Origin of the sequence: Burkholderia sp. MSMB0856 (assembly GCF_001524645.2) — a bacterium.
Lineage (GTDB): Bacteria > Pseudomonadota > Gammaproteobacteria > Burkholderiales > Burkholderiaceae > Burkholderia > Burkholderia diffusa.
Map to the genome: position 1 here is coordinate 208,122 of NZ_CP013426.1, position 17,928 is coordinate 226,049.

The window sequence follows — 17,928 nt, forward strand, 5'->3', positions numbered from 1 at the left end:
AACACATGTTTGCAGAAGATGCAGAGGGTGTCGAGAAACGCAATCCGGGCCCGGTACTCGTCCTGCTCGGTGCGTTGCTGATCGGTGGATACCTCGAGGTGCAGCACGCGCCGGCCTGGATCACCGGCATCAGGCAAGGCGTGCCCACGCTCGGCATCAGCGCGACATTGTCGCAAATGCTGTTGGGCGGCGCTGTCGCGATTGCGGCGCTGGGCGCCAATGTCTATCTGCTACTGCGACTGTCGCTGCGTTGGCAGATCACCGTAGTGTGGGGCGAACTCGCGATGCTGGTCGTGCTGTTCTTTTCGACGTTTAATTTGAGCGCCGAATTCATCGAGCGCAAGATCGGTTATCTGATACTGCAAGGCGCGACCACGACGCTCTATATCTCGGCGATTTCGATCGTCCTCGCGTTCTTGCTCGCACTGATCGGTGCATTGGCGAAGCTATCGTCGAACGGTATCGCTATCGGCATCGCGTCGTTTTATACGTCGCTGTTTCGCGGCCTGCCATTGCTGATGCAGATCTTCATTCTATATCTCGGCTTACCGCAGCTTGGCTATATCGTGAATCCGATTCCGGCTGGCGTGGCTGCCTTGTCACTTTGCTACGGCGCGTACATGACAGAAATCTTTCGCGCCGGAATCGAAAGCATCCCCAAAGGACAGTGGGACGCGGCGCGCGCGCTGGGTCTGAGCCATAGCATGATGATGCGGCTCGTGATTCTGCCGCAGGCATTGCGCGTGATCATTCCACCGACCGGCAACCAGTTCATTGCGATGCTGAAGGATAGCTCGCTTGTGTCGGTCGTCGGCGTCTGGGAGCTGACCTATGTCGCGACCACCGAAGGCCAGCGCGAATTCCGCCACATGGAGATGTTGATCAGCGCGTCGGTGATCTACTGGCTCCTGTCGATGGTGCTCGAAGTGATCCAATCGCGCATTGAGCGCCGCTTCAGGAAGTCCGCACGATGACGACACTCGCCGACACTCGAGGAAACAGTACGATGGAAGCCACAGTGAGCACTGCGCACCCGATGTGCACGCCAGCCCCGCAGGCCGTTAAGCTGGAGCGCGTCAACAAATGGTACGGTTCGATCCATGTGTTGCGCGATGTGAGCCTGAATGTTGCTCCGGGCGAGCGCGTCGTAGTGCTTGGGCCGTCGGGCTCGGGCAAGTCGACGCTGATCCGCTGTATTAATCGCCTTGAGCGGCATCAGCGGGGGCGCATCCTCGTCGGCGACGTCGAAATCACCGATGACGTGCGTACCTTGCACGCGATTCGCCGCAAGGTCGGCATGGTGTTTCAGTCGTTCAATCTGTTTCCGCATCTGACCGTGATGGAAAACTGTATGCTCGCATCGACGCATGTGCGCGGCATGAGCAAGGCCGACGCGCGGACGCTCGCGATGCACTATATCGAACGCGTGCGCATTCCCGAGCAGGCGCACAAGTATCCGACGCAACTGTCGGGCGGCCAGCAGCAGCGCGTAGCGATTGCGCGTGCGCTGTGCATGGAACCTGAGATCATGCTGTTCGACGAACCCACGTCGGCGCTCGATCCCGAGATGATCAAAGAAGTCCTCGAAACCATGATTGGCCTCGCCCACTCGGGCATGACGATGATCTGCGTGACGCACGAAATGGGCTTCGCACGCCAGGTCGCGGACCGCGTCGTATTCATGGACCGAGGCGAAATCATCGAAACCGGCACGCCGCGGGAAGTTTTCGATCACCCGCAAAGCGCGCGCCTGAAACAGTTTTTGTGTCAGGTGGTGCGTAACAATTAGCGCTCGGCGATGGCCGCATCGATTTGTTCCATGGCATCATGTCCGGTCTGTCGGAGCCCATTCTCAACGGACTGCTGTGCTTGCCATGTCCTTTCATATCTGGTTGCTTTTCGCTGCCGCCTATCTGCCACCACCATTTCGTCGGGACCGAACGTTCTGCTGGTAATCCGCAATTCGGCCCGCTATGGAAACCGCGGCGGTAATCTGCTACGCAAGGTGTTGTTGTGGCGGTCGCGGCGTTAGGCGTCGGCGCCGTGATGGTGACACTGCCGCAGATCTTCGTCGCCATGACAGTGCTCGGCGAGACGTATCTGATATTCCTCGCCGTTACGCCATTGCGCAGCGGCAAGGTGCAGGTAGGCCACGCCGCTGGGGCGACTGCGGCGGTATTCCGTTTATACGTTCGACCCTAGGAGCGAATTCCGCGAAGCCTTGCCGATGTCGGGCAGCAATTCGACGACGAAGATTTTTCGGTCGGCATTCGTAATCGGACGCGCCCTCTCCCTGCGCATTGGCGCCGATGCCATGCCTTGACGCGATTGGCACCCATGGTGTCGGCCGGCGACTCGAACCGGACTGAATCGAGCGAGAAGCGCGCAAGAAGCACCGCCATCGCCTTCACGTACGATACCGATGCCGAGTCGCCGATGCTCAGGGTTCCAGATATCGGCATGCCTGACGCCGCTGACGTACCGCCCCGGCGCACGGTTCCAGATGCGTAAATTCGTGCACGCCGAGGGTTTGTCCTTTCAGGGCGACGTTGAGGATGGCGTTGCGGCACGCCGGCAATCTTGTCACGCTCGATATTGACCGCAAGCATGTCGCGCACTTGCCGGCGGGGCACAACCGCGCCGGATCGACGCCCATTTCGATCAGATGGCCGTGGTCGCCGTCGTACTAACCTTTCCCGGTCCATTCTGGCGACAGGATCGTCAAGGCACCGGCACCGGCACCGATCTCAATCATCTAGCGGCAGGCAGCGTCGGCCAAGCTGTAGAACTACGTGTTTGCGCGTTAGTGCACTGCAGCATGATCGATGGAGGAGTACGAACAGGCGGCATGAATATTTCGGACCTCCATAGGAAAAAGCTTACCACTGGATCTAAAAACAATACTTTCCGAGTCAATTTGGCTTGATAGATTGATCACGATGTCACCGAGAGCGCATCCATATCCGGCTTCCGGCGTATTCCACACCGCCGCACTGGAAGATGCTGCTTCTGGGCCGGCCGGCGCTCGCGTAGCGCAGGACATCCGGAAACGTTCAATCACTCAATCGCATTCCCATCGACCGACATGTCTTCCACTTGCCCCAGCCACGCAGAGTGGCAAAGCCTTGCCAGCGGCATCAAGCCGAGAACACAGGCATGGATCAACGGCCGCTATGTCAATGCTCGCTCCGGCGGGACCTTCCCCGCGATCAATCCGGCCACGGAAGTCGCCATTGCAGACGTCGCGTCTTGTGACGCAGCCGATATAGATGACGCGGTGCATGCCGCGCGCGCCGCATTCGAATCGGGCGTGTGGTCGCGTTGCGCGCCTGCCGAACGCAAGCGCGTGCTGTGTCGACTCGGCGAACTCGTCACATCGCACGGCGCGGAGCTTGCGTTGCTCGATTCGCTCAACATGGGTAAGCGCGTCGCAGATGCAATCAGCATCGATGTGCCGGCCGCCGGCGCCCTGTTCAGCTGGTACGGCGAAGCCGTCGACAAGCTGAACGGTGAAGTCGCGTCGACCGACCCCGGCAATCTCGCGATCGTCACTCGCGAGCCGCTCGGCGTGGTCGGTGCCGTCGTGCCGTGGAATTTCCCACTCGACATGGTCGCGTGGAAGGTGGCGCCGGCGCTCGCGGCCGGGAACAGCGTCGTGCTGAAGCCCGCCGAACAATCGCCGCTCTCCGCGCTGCGTTTCGCCGAGTTGGCGCTCGAGGCCGGACTGCCGCCCGGCATCCTCAACGTCGTGCCGGGCTATGGCGAGACCGCCGGGCGTGCGCTCGGCCTGCACCCCGACGTCGACGTGCTTGCGTTCACGGGATCGACGGCCGTCGGCAAGAAATTCCTCGAATACGCGGCGCAGTCGAACATGAAGCAGGTATGGCTCGAATGCGGCGGCAAGAGCCCGAACCTCGTGTTCGACGACACGGACGATCTCGATCTCGCGGCCCGCAAGGCCTGCTTCGGCATCTTCTTCAACCAGGGCGAAGTGTGCTCCGCGAACTCGCGGCTACTGGTTCAACGCGCGATTCACGATGCGTTCGTCGACCGGCTGATTGCGCATGCCGCCGCATTCATGCCGGGCGATCCGCTCGATCCGGCGAGCGGCATGGGCGCGATCGTCGACGAACACCAGCATCGGCGCGTGTGCGACTGGATCGAACGCGGACGCAAGAGCGCGACACTCGCGGTCGGCGGGGGCGCGCCGCGCATCGATGGCAAAGGCTACTTCGTCGAGCCGACGATCTTCATCGACGTGAAGCACGACGCTCCGATCGCGCGCGACGAGATCTTCGGCCCCGTCCTATCGGTGATGTCGTTCGACACCGAGGACGAGGCCGTCCGTCTCGCGAACGATTCGATCTACGGTCTTGCCGCGTCGGTGTGGACCGGCAGCCTGTCGCGGGCGCATCGCGTGTCGGACCGTCTGCGTGCGGGCACCGTGTCCGTCAATACCGTCGACGCGCTGAGCGCGCAGACGCCGTTCGGCGGGTTCCGCCAGTCGGGTTTCGGGCGCGATCTGTCGCTGCACGCGATCAACAAGTACACGGGCCTCAAGACGACCTGGATCAGTTACTGATCCGGCGCGGCGAACCGCACCGTACATATCGCTGCCGGGTAGATGAAGCTTCGCTGCGCCGGCAGCCCTTTCCTTTGATCGACAAAACGAACCGGAGACTTGCCTATGAATGCGGCCAACTTTCTGCACCGCACGACGCAGGACTATCAACGCAGCGACGCCGCGCATCACCTGCATGCGTTCGTCGACCAGAAAGCGTTGAATCAGGAAGGCGCGCGCGTGATGGTGCGCGGTGAAGGCGTTTATCTGTGGGACAACGACGGCAACCGCTATCTTGACGGGATGTCGGGCCTGTGGTGTACCAACGTCGGCTACGGCCGGCCGGAACTGATCGACGCCGCGGTGCGCCAGATGAAGGAACTGTCGTACTACAACATGTTCTTCCATACGACGCACCCGTCGGTAATCGAGCTGTCCGAGCGGCTGTTCGCGCTGCTGGGGAATCGCTTCAGTCATGTCGTCTATACCAATTCGGGATCCGAATCGAATGAAGTCTTGATTCGCACAGTGCGGCGCTTCTGGGACGTGATGGGCAAGCCCCGGAAAAAGGTGCTGATCGGCCGCATGAACGGTTATCACGGGTCGACGGTCGGCAGTGCGTCGCTTGGCGGCATGGCGTTCATGCACGAGATGGGCGACTTACCAATCCCGAACATCACGCACGTCGACGAGCCGTACTGGTATGCGAACGGCGGCGACCTCAGCCCGGAGGCATTCGGCAAGCAGGCGGCGCTGTCGCTCGAACGCAAGATTCTGGAGATCGGTGCCGAGCGGGTCGCCGCCTTCATCGCGGAGCCATTCCAGGGCGCCGGCGGCATGATTTTCCCGCCGGACGGCTACTGGCAGGAGATCGAGCGCATCTGCCGGCAATACGACGTGCTGCTGTGTGCGGACGAAGTGATCGGCGGCTTCGGCCGCACCGGCGAATGGTTCGCGCATCGCCATTTCGGCTTCGAGCCGGACCTGATCTGCATCGCCAAGGGGCTGACGTCGGGTTACGTGCCGATGGGCGGGCTGATCATGAGCCACCGCGTAGGCGATGCGCTGGTCGAAAAAGGCGGCGTCTACGCGCATGGGTTGACCTATTCGGGCCACCCTGTCGCGGCCGCCGTCGCGCTCGCTAATCTCGATGTGCTCCAGCGCGAGGGCCTCGTCGAGCGGACTAAGACGGACACCGGCCCGTACCTGCAGAAGGCATTGCGCGACGCGTTCGACGGTCACCCGCTCGTCGGTGAGATCCAGGGCACCGGTGCGGTCGGCGCGATCCAGTTCGCGAAGAACAAGGCCACGCGCGAGCGCTTCTCGAACGAGGCCGACCTGACATGGCACAGCCGGACGGTCGGTTTCGAGCTCGGCGCGATCGTGCGTTCGACGAACGGTCGGCTGATCGTGGCGCCGCCGCTCGTGATCGATCATGCGCAAATCGACGAACTGGTTGGCACGATGCGCAAGGCGGTCGATGAAACCATGCGCACCATGGCGTGCTAGTCACGTCAAACAGCGACTTGTTCGACTCCCGAGACAACTCCTTTCATTTTCCGTTCCGGTCCGACGAGCTCAAACGCCGAACGACAGCACGTGTCAGCACGTGCATGTCGGCGTTGGATCGTCCATTCGTGAGGTCCATGCCGTGCAAAGCATCCGTTTTCGCGTGTCCATTCGCACCACCATCGCCGTTGCCTCGATCACGTCGGTATGTATCGCTCCAACGTCGGGCTTCGCAAACGATACTGAGCTGAATGTTTACAACTGGTCCGATTACATCGGTAAAAACACCGTTCCCGATTTCGAGAAGCAGGCCGGGATCAAAGTCAAATACGACAATTACGACAGCGACGACACGCTTCAGGCGAAACTGCTGGCGGGCAGCTCGGGCTACGACATTGTCGTGCCCACGTCGAACTACATGGCCAAGCAGATCCAGGCCGGCGTGTATCAGAAGCTCGACAAATCGAAGCTTCCTAACCTCGCGCATCTCGACCCGGGACTTATGCAGATCATTGCGCAGGCCGACCCGGGTAACCAATACGCCGCGCCTTACGCGTATGGCACCGATGGCATCGGGTATAACGTGCAGGCGGTGAAGAAGGCGCTCGGCGACAAGGCACCGGTCGACAGCTGGGCGCTGGTGTTCGACCCGGCCAACATGGAAAAGCTGAAAAGCTGCGGCGTGTCGTTCCTCGACCAGGCCGTCGACGTGTTCGCGGCCACGCTGCAGTACATGGGCCGGGATCCAAACAGCAAGAATCCCGGTGACTACCAGGCTGCATTTGAGGTCCTCAAGAAAGTCAGGCCGTACGTCACCCAGTTCAACTCGTCGGGCTACATCAACGATCTTGCCAACAACGACATCTGTGTGACATTCGGGTGGTCGGGCGACGTCGGCATTGCGCGTCGCCGAGCGCTCGATGCCAAGCGATCGTACGAGATCCGGTTTTCGAACGCCAAGGAAGGTGGACTGATTTGGTTCGACAGCATGGTGATCCCGAAGGACGCGCCGCATCCTCAAGCGGCACTCGCCTGGATCAACTACATCGAGGATCCGAAGGTCAACGCCGGAATCACCAACGAAGTGTTCTATCCGACGCCAAACAAGGCAGCACGGCCATTCGTCACCACATCGGTCGCCAACGATGCAAGCGTTTACCCGCCGGAAGGCGTCCTGAAACGCATGACCTTGCTGAAGCCGCTTCCCGCCGACATTCTGCGCCTCGAAGGTCGTCTGTGGGCGCAGCTGAAGACGGGCCGCTGATCGCAATCCATCGCGGCGGCGCAGGCAGCGGCTGAACGCCTGCCCGCCGCGAGTTACGCGGACCTCCGTTCGCCCGCGCGCACCGCGCGCACTGTTCCATCCGGCATGAGCCGTTGTCCGCGAGTCGCGTTGCGCGCCTCGCGCGGGGACGCTCACGCCCGCAATCCGTGAAGAACGAATGGTGACTCCCATGCAATCGATACCCTCTTCCGCTGCCGCACGCCAGACCCAACCGGCCGCCACGGCCCGTACCAAGAACGACGCCTTCGTGCGCATCGAAAACGTCGTGAAGAAGTTCGGCGACAGCACGGCCGTCGACAACGTCAACCTGACGATCGCGAAGAACGAATTGTTCGCACTGCTCGGCAGCTCGGGCTGCGGCAAGTCGACGCTCCTGCGCATGCTCGCCGGGCTGGAAACGGCCACCTCCGGCAAGATCTTCGTCGACGGCGAGGACCTCGCGTCGCTGCCGCCGTACCGCCGGCCGGTGAACATGATGTTCCAGTCGTACGCGCTGTTTCCGCACATGTCGGTCGAGTCGAACGTCGCGTTCGGACTGAAGCAGGAAGGCACGCCGAAGAACGAAATCAAGGAACGCGTGGCCGACGCGCTCGCGCTCGTGCAGATGAGCAAGTACGCGAAGCGCAAGCCGCATCAACTGTCGGGCGGCCAACAGCAGCGCGTCGCGCTCGCCCGCTCGCTGGTGAAGCGCCCGAAGCTGCTGCTGCTCGACGAGCCGATGTCCGCGCTCGACAAGAAGATCCGCCAGAAGACCCAGCTCGAACTCGTGAACATCATCGAGAAGGTCGACGTGACCTGCGTGATGGTCACGCACGACCAGGAAGAAGCGATGACGATGGCGAGCCGCCTCGCGGTGATGAGCGAAGGCAAGATCGTGCAGATCGGCACGCCGGGCGAAGTGTACGAATACCCGAACAGCCGCTTCTCGGCCGAGTTCATCGGCTCGACGAACCTGTTCGAAGGGCGCGTGGTCGAGGACGAACCCGATCACATCTTCGTCGAGAGCGACGACCTCGAGGCACGCATGTACGTGAGCCACGGCGTGACGGGCCCGCTCGGCATGCCGGTCGGCATCTCGGTGCGTCCGGAACGCGTGCACGTGTCCCGCGAAAAACCCGGCTCGCATCACAACTGGGCGCGCGGTGTGGTGACCGACATCGCGTACATGGGTGCGTACTCGCTGTATCACGTGCGTCTGCCGAGCGGCAAGACGGTCGTGTCGAACCTGTCGAGCTCGCACCTGATGCACGACAGCGCGCCGGCGTGGAACGACGACGTGTTCGTGTCGTGGTCGCCGGCCAGCGGCGTCGTGCTGACGCAGTGAGGGCGACATGATGAGAACTTCCGCCTCCACGCCGTCCGCGCCGGTCCAGACCGGCGCCACCGCTGCCACACATGCCGCCAAACGCCGCAGCCGCTTCGCCGCGCTGTCGCGCTTCCTGCCGTCGGGCCGCGGCATCGCGATCGGCGTGCCGTTCCTGTGGCTCACGATCTTCTTCGCGCTGCCGTTCGTGCTGGTGTTCAAGATCAGCTTCGCCGACCAGGTGATGGGCATCCCGCCGTACACGTCGCTGGTCGAGATCAAGGACGGCGTCGTGCACTTCGCACTGCAGCTGTCGCACTACGCGTTCCTGCTGCAGGACGACCTGTACATCGCGACCTACCTCAGCTCGCTGAAGATGGCCGCCGTGTCGACGGTGCTGTGTCTGCTGATCGGTTACCCGATGGCGTACTACATCGCGCGATCGGAACCGGGCCGGCGCAACGTGCTGATGATGGCCGTGATGCTGCCGTTCTGGACGTCGTTCCTGATTCGCGTGTACGCATGGATCGGCATCCTGAAGGATGACGGTCTCCTGAACCACACGCTGATCGCACTGGGCATCATCCACACGCCGCTGCGCCTCTACCACAGCGACGCGGGCGTCTACATCGGGATGGTCTATTCGTACCTGCCGTTCATGGTGATGCCGCTGTACGCGCACCTCGTGAAGATGGATCTCACGCTGCTCGAGGCCGCGTACGACCTGGGCGCCAAGCCGTGGGTCGCGTTCACGCGCATCACGCTGCCGCTGTCGAAGAACGGGATCATCGCCGGCAGCCTGCTGGTGTTCATTCCGGCGGTCGGCGAGTACGTGATTCCGGAACTGCTCGGCGGCGCCGACACGCTGATGATCGGCCGCGTGATGTGGGACGAGTTCTTCAACAACATGGACTGGCCGATGGCGTCCGCGGTGACGGTCGCGATGGTGCTGCTGTTGCTGGTGCCGATGGCGCTGTTCCAGTACTACCAGGTCAAGGAACTGGAGGAAGCGAAATGATCAAGCCGAGCAAACCGCTGTCGACGGGCGTTCTCGCCTTCGGCTTCCTGTTCCTGTACATCCCGATCATCAGCCTGGTCGTGTACTCGTTCAACGAGTCGAAGCTGGTGACGGTGTGGTCGGGCTTCTCGCTGAAGTGGTACGCGGCGCTGTGGCAGGACGACGAGCTGCTCACGGCCGCGTGGCTGTCGCTGAAGATCGGCCTGTTGACGGCCACCGCGTCGGTCGCGATCGGCACGTGGGCGGGCTTCGTGCTCGCGCGCTTCGGCCGCTTCAAGGGCTTCACGCTGTACACGGGGATGATCAACGCGCCGCTGGTGATTCCGGAGGTGATCCAGGGGATCTCGCTGCTGCTGCTGTTCGTGGCGCTGGAGCAGATGTTCGGCTGGCCGAAGGGTCGCGGGATGGTGACGATCTGGATCGGCCACGTGATGCTGTGCGTGTCGTACGTGGCGATCATCGTGCAGTCGCGCGTCAAGGAGATGAACAAGTCGCTGGAGGAAGCCGCGCTCGATCTGGGCGCGACGCCGCTGAAGGTGTTCTTCGTGGTGACGCTGCCGCTGATCTCGCAGGCGCTGCTGTCGGGCTGGCTGCTGTCGTTCACGCTGTCGATCGACGATCTGGTGCTGTCGGCGTTCCTGTCGGGGCCGGGCTCGACGACGCTGCCGCTGGTGGTGTTCTCGCGCGTGCGGCTCGGGCTGAACCCGGAGATGAACGCGCTGGCGACGCTGTTCATCACGGCGGTGACGATCGGCGTGATCGTCGTGAACCAGATGATGATCGCGCGCGAACGGCGCCGGGTGGCCGACTTGAAGGCGGCGTTCGCGGCGGCCTGACTTCCCTCTTCCTTTCCATCGATAACAAGACCCGCGCGCCGCACGATGCGGCGCGCGAACCGATCACACATTGACAGGCCCACGACAAGGAGAATCCGCAATGAAGAAGAAACTGATCTGCCTGCTGGTGGCCGGCGCGTTGCCGGGCATCGCGCTGGCCGACTCGACCTCCGCCGAAATCAAGGCACTGCAGGCGCAGGTCGCCGCGCTGCAGAAACAGATGAAGGCCATGCAGGCGCAGCTCGCCGCGAAGCCGGGCGGCGCATCTGTCGCGCAGGCCGGCGCGACGGCCTCCGCCAAGCCGGCAATGGTGGCCGCCGATCCGTCCTCGCCGGACTACGGCCGTGCCCAGGCCACGCTGACCAACGACGAAGTCAGCGAAATGAAGCAGCAGATCGCGAACCAGCAGCTGAAGGTCGACTCGCTGACAGACGCGGCCAACACCGGGCCGCTCGCGGGCCTGTCGGTCACCGGCTACATCGACCCGACCTACATCTACAACCGCGCGGCCGGCACGTCGTCGTTCCTGTTCGCGAACCACGAGAACGCGTACAACTACTTCAACAGCACGTTCGGCGATCTCTACCTCGACATCAAGAAGACCTTCGGCGTCGGCCCGATGGCGCCGTCGGCGGAGATCACGCTGATGCCGAACCGCGGCAACGGCATCACGCTGCTGCAGAACTCGCGCGGCTCGATCACCGACAACCTGCTGAACACGGCGGTCGTCAACGTGCCGATCACCGCGTCGACGACGCTCGTCGCCGGTTTGATCCCGAGCTTCGGCGGCTACGAGGTGCAGCAGTCGAACCAGATGCTCACGCTCACGCACAACCTGCTGTACGATTTCTCGGATCCGGGCAGCTACGTCGGCGTCGGCGCGAACTACACGAAGGGCAACTGGGCGTGGAAGTTCTTCCTCGGCAACGAGCAGTACCGCACGTACGGTTCGGTCACGCAGACGGGCACCAATGCGCTCGGCGATCCGATCAGCACCAGCAACAAGGTGCCGACCTTCACGGCACGCGCGGACTACACGTGGTCGAGCGCGCTCGATATCGGCGGGTCGTTCAACATCGGGCGGCAGACGCTGGCGAGCGCGGTCGATGCGAACGGCGTCGTCCACTACGGCCCGGGCGGCGCGGCACCGAGCGCCTATGGTTCGTTCTTCTTCGGCGAACTCGACGCGACCTACACGCTCGCCGACGTTCAGTACAACGCCGAAGTCGACTACGGCCGGCAGCAGCATGCGGCGTTCAACGGCGGGCTCGCGCAGTGGTACGGTCTGTCGCTGCTCGCGCACCGCAAGTTCAACGCGCCGGTGGTCGGCCGCATGGGCGTGACGCTGCGCTACGACCTGCTCGCCAACACGAAGAACGGCGGCGGCGGCGGCGGCATTGCACTGAACGGCAACGGGATGGATCCGAACAACGGCTTCGGCGTCGATGCGGACTGCCTGGCGATGTCGCAGGCCGGCGGCGGCCTGGGCTTCGAGTGCAAGGGCGCGGTTCGCCAGGACGTCGCGCTCGACCTGCTGTTCTATCCGACCCAGCAGATCACCGTGAAGGTCGAATACCGGCACGACTGGGCGAACAACAAGGTGTTCCTGCGCAACGACGGCTCGTACGGCAAGTCCAACGACCTGCTCGCGACGCAGCTCATTTATTCGTTCTAAAACGCCATACGTGCAGTGTGCGACAGCCCGACAAAGCCAGTCGGGCGGTTGGAAGCTCGCTCGCCCCATGCGCGCGGCGCGGCTCCGTGACGAGACCGGGCCCGCTCGTCATAGGACGTACTCGGCGATAAATCCGATGGATTGCGCCCCGCGAACATGGATGGCTACGCGAGCCCGTCCTGTCATGCCCCCTAAATATTGCGTAACTGCTAGTCCTACTGTGTCAATAAATTCATGCCACTATAGGCACTTCTTCGTCCATGGCGTGAGCAATGATGGACTTTGAGACGTCATTCGAGGCGTATCTGGCACATTTGTGTGAAGCGCTTGGGCATAACGACCGAGAATCAGGATTGAGGGGCTATTGCCAAGGGCTGATGTTGCCAATTCGGCGCAAGAGCGTCGAGCCGCTGGCGGCACATCTGGAGCCGGAGCATGTGGGCGCGCGGCACCAGTCGCTGCATCATTTCGTGGCGAAGTCGGAATGGTCCGATGAGGCGCTGCTTGAGCAAGTGCGGCGCTGGGTGCTGCCGCACATGGACCCGGCTGGCGGGTTGTACTGGATCATTGACGACACGGGTTTTCCCAAGAAGGGCAAGCATTCGGTCGGCGTGGCGCGGCAATACTGCGGTCAACTGGGCAAGCAGGACAACTGCCAGATGGCGGTGAGCCTGTCGGTGGCGACGGCAGAGGCAAGCTTGCCGGTGTCGTATCGGCTGTATCTGCCGCGTGAATGGAGCGACGATCCCGAGCGACGACAGAAAGCCGGCGTGCCCGAGCAAATTGAGTTTGCAACCAAACCGGAGATTGCGGCCGGACAGTTGCGCGAAGCTCGGCAAAGCGGCGCGCCCGACGGTGTCGTTCTGACCGATGCTGGGTATGGAGACGACACCTCGTTTCGCGAGGCCGTCAGCGAGCTCGGATTGCAGTATGCAGTAGGCATTCGCTCGAACACACGCGTATGGGCGCCGGGTACGGCTCCTCTGCCGCCCGTGCCCTCCGCGGGGAAGTCGGGCCGGCCACGCAGCTTATTATGGCGCGCGCCTGGGCATGAGCCGATCGGCGTCAAAGATCTGGCCTTGATGCTCGATGCCTCGCACTATCGCACGGTGATATGGCGTGAAGGTACGTGTACCGCACTCAGTTCGCGCTTTGTCGCCGTGCGTGTGCGTGCTTCACACCGCGATTACTGGCGTTCCACACTGCGCGATGAGGAATGGCTGCTGATCGAATGGCCCGAAGGTGATCCGGAGCCGCTCAAATATTGGCTTTCGACACTGCCCCTAGACACGACACTCGAACGTCTGGTTCACGTCGCCAAGATGCGCTGGCGTATCGAGCAGGACTATCAGGATCTCAAGCAGGAATTCGGCCTGGGACACTTCGAAGGACGTGGCTGGCGTGGATTCCACCACCTGTTCAGCTTCCAATGCTGATTTATTGACACAGTAAGACTAAATCTGACAGTGGTTGGTTTTTCATGCTGGAGCGCATTGGCGCAGAGGGCGTAGCCCGTAGCGGCAATGCGCGCCGCGAACAGCAAGGAGTCCACCATGACTCAGGAGCAGAAGGTAACTCGTGCCAAGGTTGCACCGAGACGAAGACGTGCGCCGCGCGGTGGCGGGGAGGATTTTCTAGCGGACGAACGCCGGCACGCGGCTGACGATGAAGAAAACAAATCGGAACAGCTCCGTCACGCTCGCCGGCACGACAAGCGACAAACCCGGCACGCGGACGGATCTGTGTGTGTTTCTGATGCTTACCAGCCGTTTCAGCAACACCTTACAAAGGATGGTTCAGATCGGCCGCCAGTTGTGACGCGATGCTATTTGCGCCTTCCGTCAGATCGCCTTTAATATCGACTTCGGCAACATTAAATTTACTGAAGTTAAACGTCTTTCGATATATTGCGTTTCCGGCGGCCAGTGGATTCGTCTCATCGGGCTTCTTTCTGAACTGCAGCAAGTTTTCAGATTTCGGATACATGGTGGCGCGAGCAGAAATATAGAGGTTTCCCGATTGCAGTTGGTAACCTACGTCCACAAACAAAATGGCGCTTGCCGACGAATTGTCGAAGACTATCCTCCTCTGCGAGTCCGAATCGACGGCATCGACATCCAAAGCACTAAACTTGATATCATGAAGCGTCGAAACCGCATCGTTGGTTGCCTGTTTCATTACCGCACGGAAATCGTAGTCACGCAGTTTTTCAAGAATTGGGGAAGCAGTTTTTTCTGCCGAGGAGCGCCGCGCAGCATCAATACCCGCTGTAATCAGCGCCCCAAGAAGTCCTGTAGCCCCCGGATTCGTCGGCGTCACCGTCACCATCAAACTGTTCTGAGGGATGAACAATCTTCCCGTGACATTTCCAAGCTCATGCTGCTCCTGCATCGTCAGGGAAATCGGTGGCGTCGTCGCACATCCAGCCAATGCAGCAAGACACAAGACTGCTGAAAGAGTTTTTAGATTCATGTTGGCAGTTCTCCATTTTTTCAGTTGGTTGGAAAATCCTGATGATTAGTCAATCCTTAAACGATCATGATCCGACACACTGTCTCGTCGCTTGCTGTCCGGGCAAGAACCGGTGCAAACCTATCCTGCATCGCCCTTACCTTTCTTGAATTTTTTTATCCACCATCCTAGCCCGCATAGCACAACCGCAAGCGATGGCCCCCAAGTCGTCATTTGATCGTCGAACTGCGTTATATAGACCGTCTTCCCATGATTATTAAACGGAATGAAATGCCATGAAACCGAATTTGGCGTCAATGGCGCTTGAATGAGGCGATTCGAGAAATACAGCCCCACGCAGGTCGCAATCGCAACTATTGTCCATAGGTCAATAGTCAAGACAGCGGCAATTTTTCGTCTGCGGTCTAGCGACATGTTCATTTTCAGATCAACTTCCCCGACTGAACGGTACATACTTTTTTGTTCGCTTGAGTAGCTGATCCACCTGCACCAACACCGAGACCAAGCGTAAAGCCCACTCCATAGGAAGCGGGATTGAGTGGGGACTTCGATGTATTTTGGAATATATCCGCGCCTACGTAACCTCCGTCTCCGGCACCGACTGAAATATTGTTGAAGGGGCCAGCATAGTCTAGGATCGTCGAAGCAGCAGGATAGATGCCAACGCTAACTCCAACTGATCCGGCTCCTCCTGTGCTTACCCCTGGAAGTACCGTCGATGGCGTATTTTTGTAAAGGCCGACATTGCCGTTACTGTCCACCAACACACCAAAACCAAAAGCGTAGTTTGCTCCCGTCCCCGGAATGTGCACGCTGCCGGCCAACCCAACATGCGCCGCCCAATTATTCAGCGTCTCGTTTTGCGCGGCCGTCATCGCACCTTGAATATTGTAGCCAAGCGCTCCGCCAACACTACCTCTTCAATGGCGCAATCGAAGAGTTCAGCATCCATCGCGACCAGGTGAAGGCACTCGTGCAATGCGAGTGATGCGTTCCTGAGCGCATGCCTTCAGAGGCAGTAGTCCGGCGACGCAATGCACGTCGCCAGCCTTACGCCTCCCCACCTTCGCTCCTCTTTGCAAGCTGAATAGCATCCGATATTGCCGTAGTTAGAGCAGCGTCGGCGAGCTGTCGTCAACGCACGTCGGAAACCGTCGTGTTGTAGAGTTTGCCTGCGATCGTGACGTTTTTCAGCACGATATCGTGCACGTTATAGGCATAGATCGGCCCCGGTATCGTCGCGCTCGCCGGCCCGACCGCAGTCGGCGTACCGAAGTCGCATTCGGAAATCGTCACGCCGGAAATGGGCGGAATCGCAGGGACGGGCAACGGGCCGTTATAGTCGAACGCAACCGGGCCTTGTGCAACGATCGCCTGGAAGCACGAGCCCGTCACGCTGCCGACCGTGACGTTCGTGACCTTCACGTTCGAGATATTGACGTTCTGCACGAGTGCCGGCCGCGTGCGGATCGCATCCTTCGACGGCTGATAGTCGCAGTCGAACGTGATGAGGCCGCCTTGCGATGCAGACGGATTCGCCGCGCTCGCCGTGGCCACGCCGAGCGGCACCGTCGCGTTGATCGGGCTGCCGGCGAGCATGCTGCTGCCATAGCCGCCGCCCGAGAGGCTCACGCCGTGCGGCAGCGTGACGCCGTCGACATAGAAATTCTTGACGTAACCGCCGCGATTCATGTTGGTCTTCACGCGAATCGCGATGTTGAGCGGGTTGGTCGCCCAGAACGCGTTCAACATCGTCAGGTTTCGCGCATAAATATTCTGCACGCCACCGCCCATTTCGCTGCCGAGCGTAATGCCGCCGTGCCCGCTGTTCATCGTGCAGTTCTGGATCACATGGTTCTGTGCGGGGCCGTATTCAGTGTCGAGATCCTTGCCGGACTTGATCGCGATGCAATCGTCACCGGTGTTGAACGTCACGTTCTCGCACAGCACCATGTCGCACGCGTCCGGATCGAATCCGTCGTTGTTCGGGCCGATGCTGTCGACTGTCACGCCGCGGATCACAACGTTCTTGCAGTTGGTCGGATGATGCTGCCAGAACGGCGTGTTCTCGGTACGATAGTTTTCCATCAGCACATTCGTGCAGCCGATGAATTCGACCATACACGGCCGCAGGTAGTGGCCGAGCCCGAAGATTCGAGCTTCGACCGCGACACCTGCTTCCGACAGGGCGGGCAAGTAATTCTGGTCCTGCGGCCAAGGAGTCGCCGGATTCGTGAGCTTCGCGTACAGCGCGTCGGACATGCCGGGCACGGCGAGTTTCAGATCGATGTTGTCCGGATTCGTATATGCTTGCGACGGCGTCGATGCGTTGACGCACCCATACGCGCCGTTCGTTCCCTTGTACGTCCACCAGCAGACGCTCGTGTTACCGGCGCCGGCGAACGGCGTCATCGCTTGTCCGTTCAATACTGATGTGTCGCCCTCGCCCGTTAGCGCAACGTTCGTCGCGTTGCGCGCATAGACCGGCGAGCCGAAATTCAGACAATCGTTCGATTGCCAGCGGCTGTAGTAGAGATTGCCGTTAGCGCCGCATACAACGGGGCCATCTTTTGCATAATCGGCCGGATTGGGACTGAAGTAGATCGTGCAGTTCGAGCTCAGGTGGAAGTTCACGTTGTCCTGCAGCACGATAGGGCCCGCGCAATACCAGGCGCCTGCCGGCACCACGACTCTGCCACCGCCGGCAGTATGGCACGCGGCGATCGCCGCAAGGAACGCGGCGCGCGAATCGAATGCGGGTGCGGCCACGGTCCGTTCCGCCCCGGTGCTAACCGGGGATTTTGCCGCATCCGTATATGGACTCGCCTGTGTGACGACCGTGCAGGACTGTGCGCCATATGCTGTCACCGGAAAATCAACGGGCGGAAACGCGGACTGAGCAACGTGCTGGAGCGCAGTGACAATCGCCGTGGCCGCACCGCTCGCACCCCAGACAGGATCGTCCGTCCCGACTGGCGGCAACGTGCCATCCGACAACGCGTTACCCGACGTCTCCTCGCCGCCACAACCGCCAAGCAACACGCTACAGGCGAGTACACCGCCGAATCCCAGGAACGTTCTCCGCGAAACACCAAATCGCTCATCGCTGATCCCCATCAATTGATGCACATCATGTCTCCGAAACAAGGGACGTCCCTCCTCTATTGCTGTCTGGTAGAGATCCGGCTGATTACCGAGGCCGACTAATAGGATGTCGTACGACAATGAACCCGACTATAAGGTCGCGTCACGAGAACGACACTCGGGAC

12 protein-coding genes and 1 pseudogene are annotated in these 17,928 nt (G+C 61.0%); 10 read left to right on the forward strand and 3 right to left on the reverse strand.

Features of this window, described 5'->3' with window-relative positions; all coding sequences use genetic code 11:
* The first annotated feature begins 5 nt into the window (after nt 1–5).
* From WS87_RS00870 to WS87_RS00920, 10 genes and pseudogenes are all read left to right on the forward strand, one after another.
* On the forward strand, nt 6–974 hold the full coding sequence (locus WS87_RS00870) for an amino acid ABC transporter permease (RefSeq protein WP_107938065.1): 969 nt from the start codon (nt 6–8) through the stop codon (nt 972–974).
* Nucleotides 975–1,006: 32 nt separating this feature from the next.
* Nucleotides 1,007–1,789: an amino acid ABC transporter ATP-binding protein gene (locus tag WS87_RS00875; protein ID WP_107938066.1), complete on the forward strand. Its 783-nt coding sequence runs from the start codon at nt 1,007–1,009 to the stop codon at nt 1,787–1,789.
* 1,296 nt (nt 1,790–3,085) lie between these two features.
* Nucleotides 3,086–4,582 carry an aldehyde dehydrogenase gene (locus WS87_RS00885; RefSeq protein WP_107938067.1) on the forward strand — a complete coding sequence of 499 codons (1,497 nt, stop codon included), beginning with the start codon at nt 3,086–3,088 and terminating at the stop codon, nt 4,580–4,582.
* A gap of 105 nt (nt 4,583–4,687) precedes the next feature.
* On the forward strand, nt 4,688–6,070 hold the full coding sequence (locus WS87_RS00890; RefSeq protein WP_107938068.1) for an aspartate aminotransferase family protein: 1,383 nt from the start codon (nt 4,688–4,690) through the stop codon (nt 6,068–6,070).
* A gap of 181 nt (nt 6,071–6,251) precedes the next feature.
* Nucleotides 6,252–7,334, forward strand: coding sequence for a polyamine ABC transporter substrate-binding protein (locus WS87_RS00895; protein ID WP_442861399.1), 1,083 nt, complete (start codon nt 6,252–6,254; stop codon nt 7,332–7,334).
* Nucleotides 7,335–7,524: 190 nt separating this feature from the next.
* Nucleotides 7,525–8,679, forward strand: coding sequence for an ABC transporter ATP-binding protein (locus tag WS87_RS00900; protein WP_059504576.1), 1,155 nt, complete (start codon nt 7,525–7,527; stop codon nt 8,677–8,679).
* Nucleotides 8,680–8,689: 10 nt separating this feature from the next.
* Complete coding sequence (locus tag WS87_RS00905; RefSeq protein WP_059820002.1) at nt 8,690–9,676, forward strand: ABC transporter permease subunit; 987 nt, start codon at nt 8,690–8,692, stop codon at nt 9,674–9,676.
* Nucleotides 9,673–10,512 (forward strand): ABC transporter permease subunit, encoded by an 840-nt coding sequence (locus WS87_RS00910; RefSeq protein ID WP_059819900.1) that lies wholly within the window; start codon nt 9,673–9,675, stop codon nt 10,510–10,512. The genes WS87_RS00905 and WS87_RS00910 overlap by 4 nt, the downstream gene beginning before the upstream one ends.
* A 100-nt stretch (nt 10,513–10,612) precedes the next feature.
* Nucleotides 10,613–12,187: a DUF3138 family protein gene (locus tag WS87_RS00915; RefSeq protein ID WP_107938069.1), complete on the forward strand. Its 1,575-nt coding sequence runs from the start codon at nt 10,613–10,615 to the stop codon at nt 12,185–12,187.
* A gap of 275 nt (nt 12,188–12,462) precedes the next feature.
* A pseudogene (locus WS87_RS00920) lies at nt 12,463–13,602 on the forward strand (IS701 family transposase); the annotation flags it as partial.
* Between the two features lie 367 nt (nt 13,603–13,969).
* Here WS87_RS00920 and WS87_RS33435 read toward each other — a convergent pair.
* The 3 genes from WS87_RS33435 to WS87_RS00930 all read right to left on the reverse strand — a co-directional run bounded on the left by WS87_RS33435 (nt 13,970) and on the right by WS87_RS00930 (nt 17,776).
* Nucleotides 13,970–14,659, reverse strand: coding sequence for a hypothetical protein (locus WS87_RS33435; RefSeq protein ID WP_159085622.1), 690 nt, complete (start codon nt 14,657–14,659; stop codon nt 13,970–13,972).
* A gap of 422 nt (nt 14,660–15,081) precedes the next feature.
* Complete coding sequence (locus WS87_RS33440) at nt 15,082–15,534, reverse strand: hypothetical protein (protein ID WP_159085623.1); 453 nt, start codon at nt 15,532–15,534, stop codon at nt 15,082–15,084.
* Nucleotides 15,535–15,793: 259 nt separating this feature from the next.
* Nucleotides 15,794–17,776 (reverse strand): glycoside hydrolase family 28 protein, encoded by a 1,983-nt coding sequence (locus tag WS87_RS00930; RefSeq protein ID WP_107938071.1) that lies wholly within the window; start codon nt 17,774–17,776, stop codon nt 15,794–15,796.
* Nucleotides 17,777–17,928: the final 152 nt, after the last annotated feature.

What these genes read in the sequence shown, in the direction of transcription:
- WS87_RS00870 (WP_107938065.1), top strand. Translation starts at nt 6, where the DNA reads ATGTTTGCAGAAGATGCAGAGGGTGTCGAGAAACGCAATCCGGGCCCG.
- WS87_RS00875 (WP_107938066.1), top strand. Translation starts at nt 1,007, where the DNA reads ATGGAAGCCACAGTGAGCACTGCGCACCCGATGTGCACGCCAGCCCCG.
- WS87_RS00885 (WP_107938067.1), top strand. Translation starts at nt 3,086, where the DNA reads ATGTCTTCCACTTGCCCCAGCCACGCAGAGTGGCAAAGCCTTGCCAGC.
- WS87_RS00890 (WP_107938068.1), top strand. Translation starts at nt 4,688, where the DNA reads ATGAATGCGGCCAACTTTCTGCACCGCACGACGCAGGACTATCAACGC.
- WS87_RS00900 (WP_059504576.1), top strand. Translation starts at nt 7,525, where the DNA reads ATGCAATCGATACCCTCTTCCGCTGCCGCACGCCAGACCCAACCGGCC.
- WS87_RS00905 (WP_059820002.1), top strand. Translation starts at nt 8,690, where the DNA reads ATGAGAACTTCCGCCTCCACGCCGTCCGCGCCGGTCCAGACCGGCGCC.
- WS87_RS00910 (WP_059819900.1), top strand. Translation starts at nt 9,673, where the DNA reads ATGATCAAGCCGAGCAAACCGCTGTCGACGGGCGTTCTCGCCTTCGGC.
- WS87_RS00915 (WP_107938069.1), top strand. Translation starts at nt 10,613, where the DNA reads ATGAAGAAGAAACTGATCTGCCTGCTGGTGGCCGGCGCGTTGCCGGGC.
- WS87_RS33435 (WP_159085622.1), bottom strand. Translation starts at nt 14,659, where the DNA reads ATGAATCTAAAAACTCTTTCAGCAGTCTTGTGTCTTGCTGCATTGGCT.
- WS87_RS33440 (WP_159085623.1), bottom strand. Translation starts at nt 15,534, where the DNA reads ATGACGGCCGCGCAAAACGAGACGCTGAATAATTGGGCGGCGCATGTT.
- WS87_RS00930 (WP_107938071.1), bottom strand. Translation starts at nt 17,776, where the DNA reads ATGGGGATCAGCGATGAGCGATTTGGTGTTTCGCGGAGAACGTTCCTG.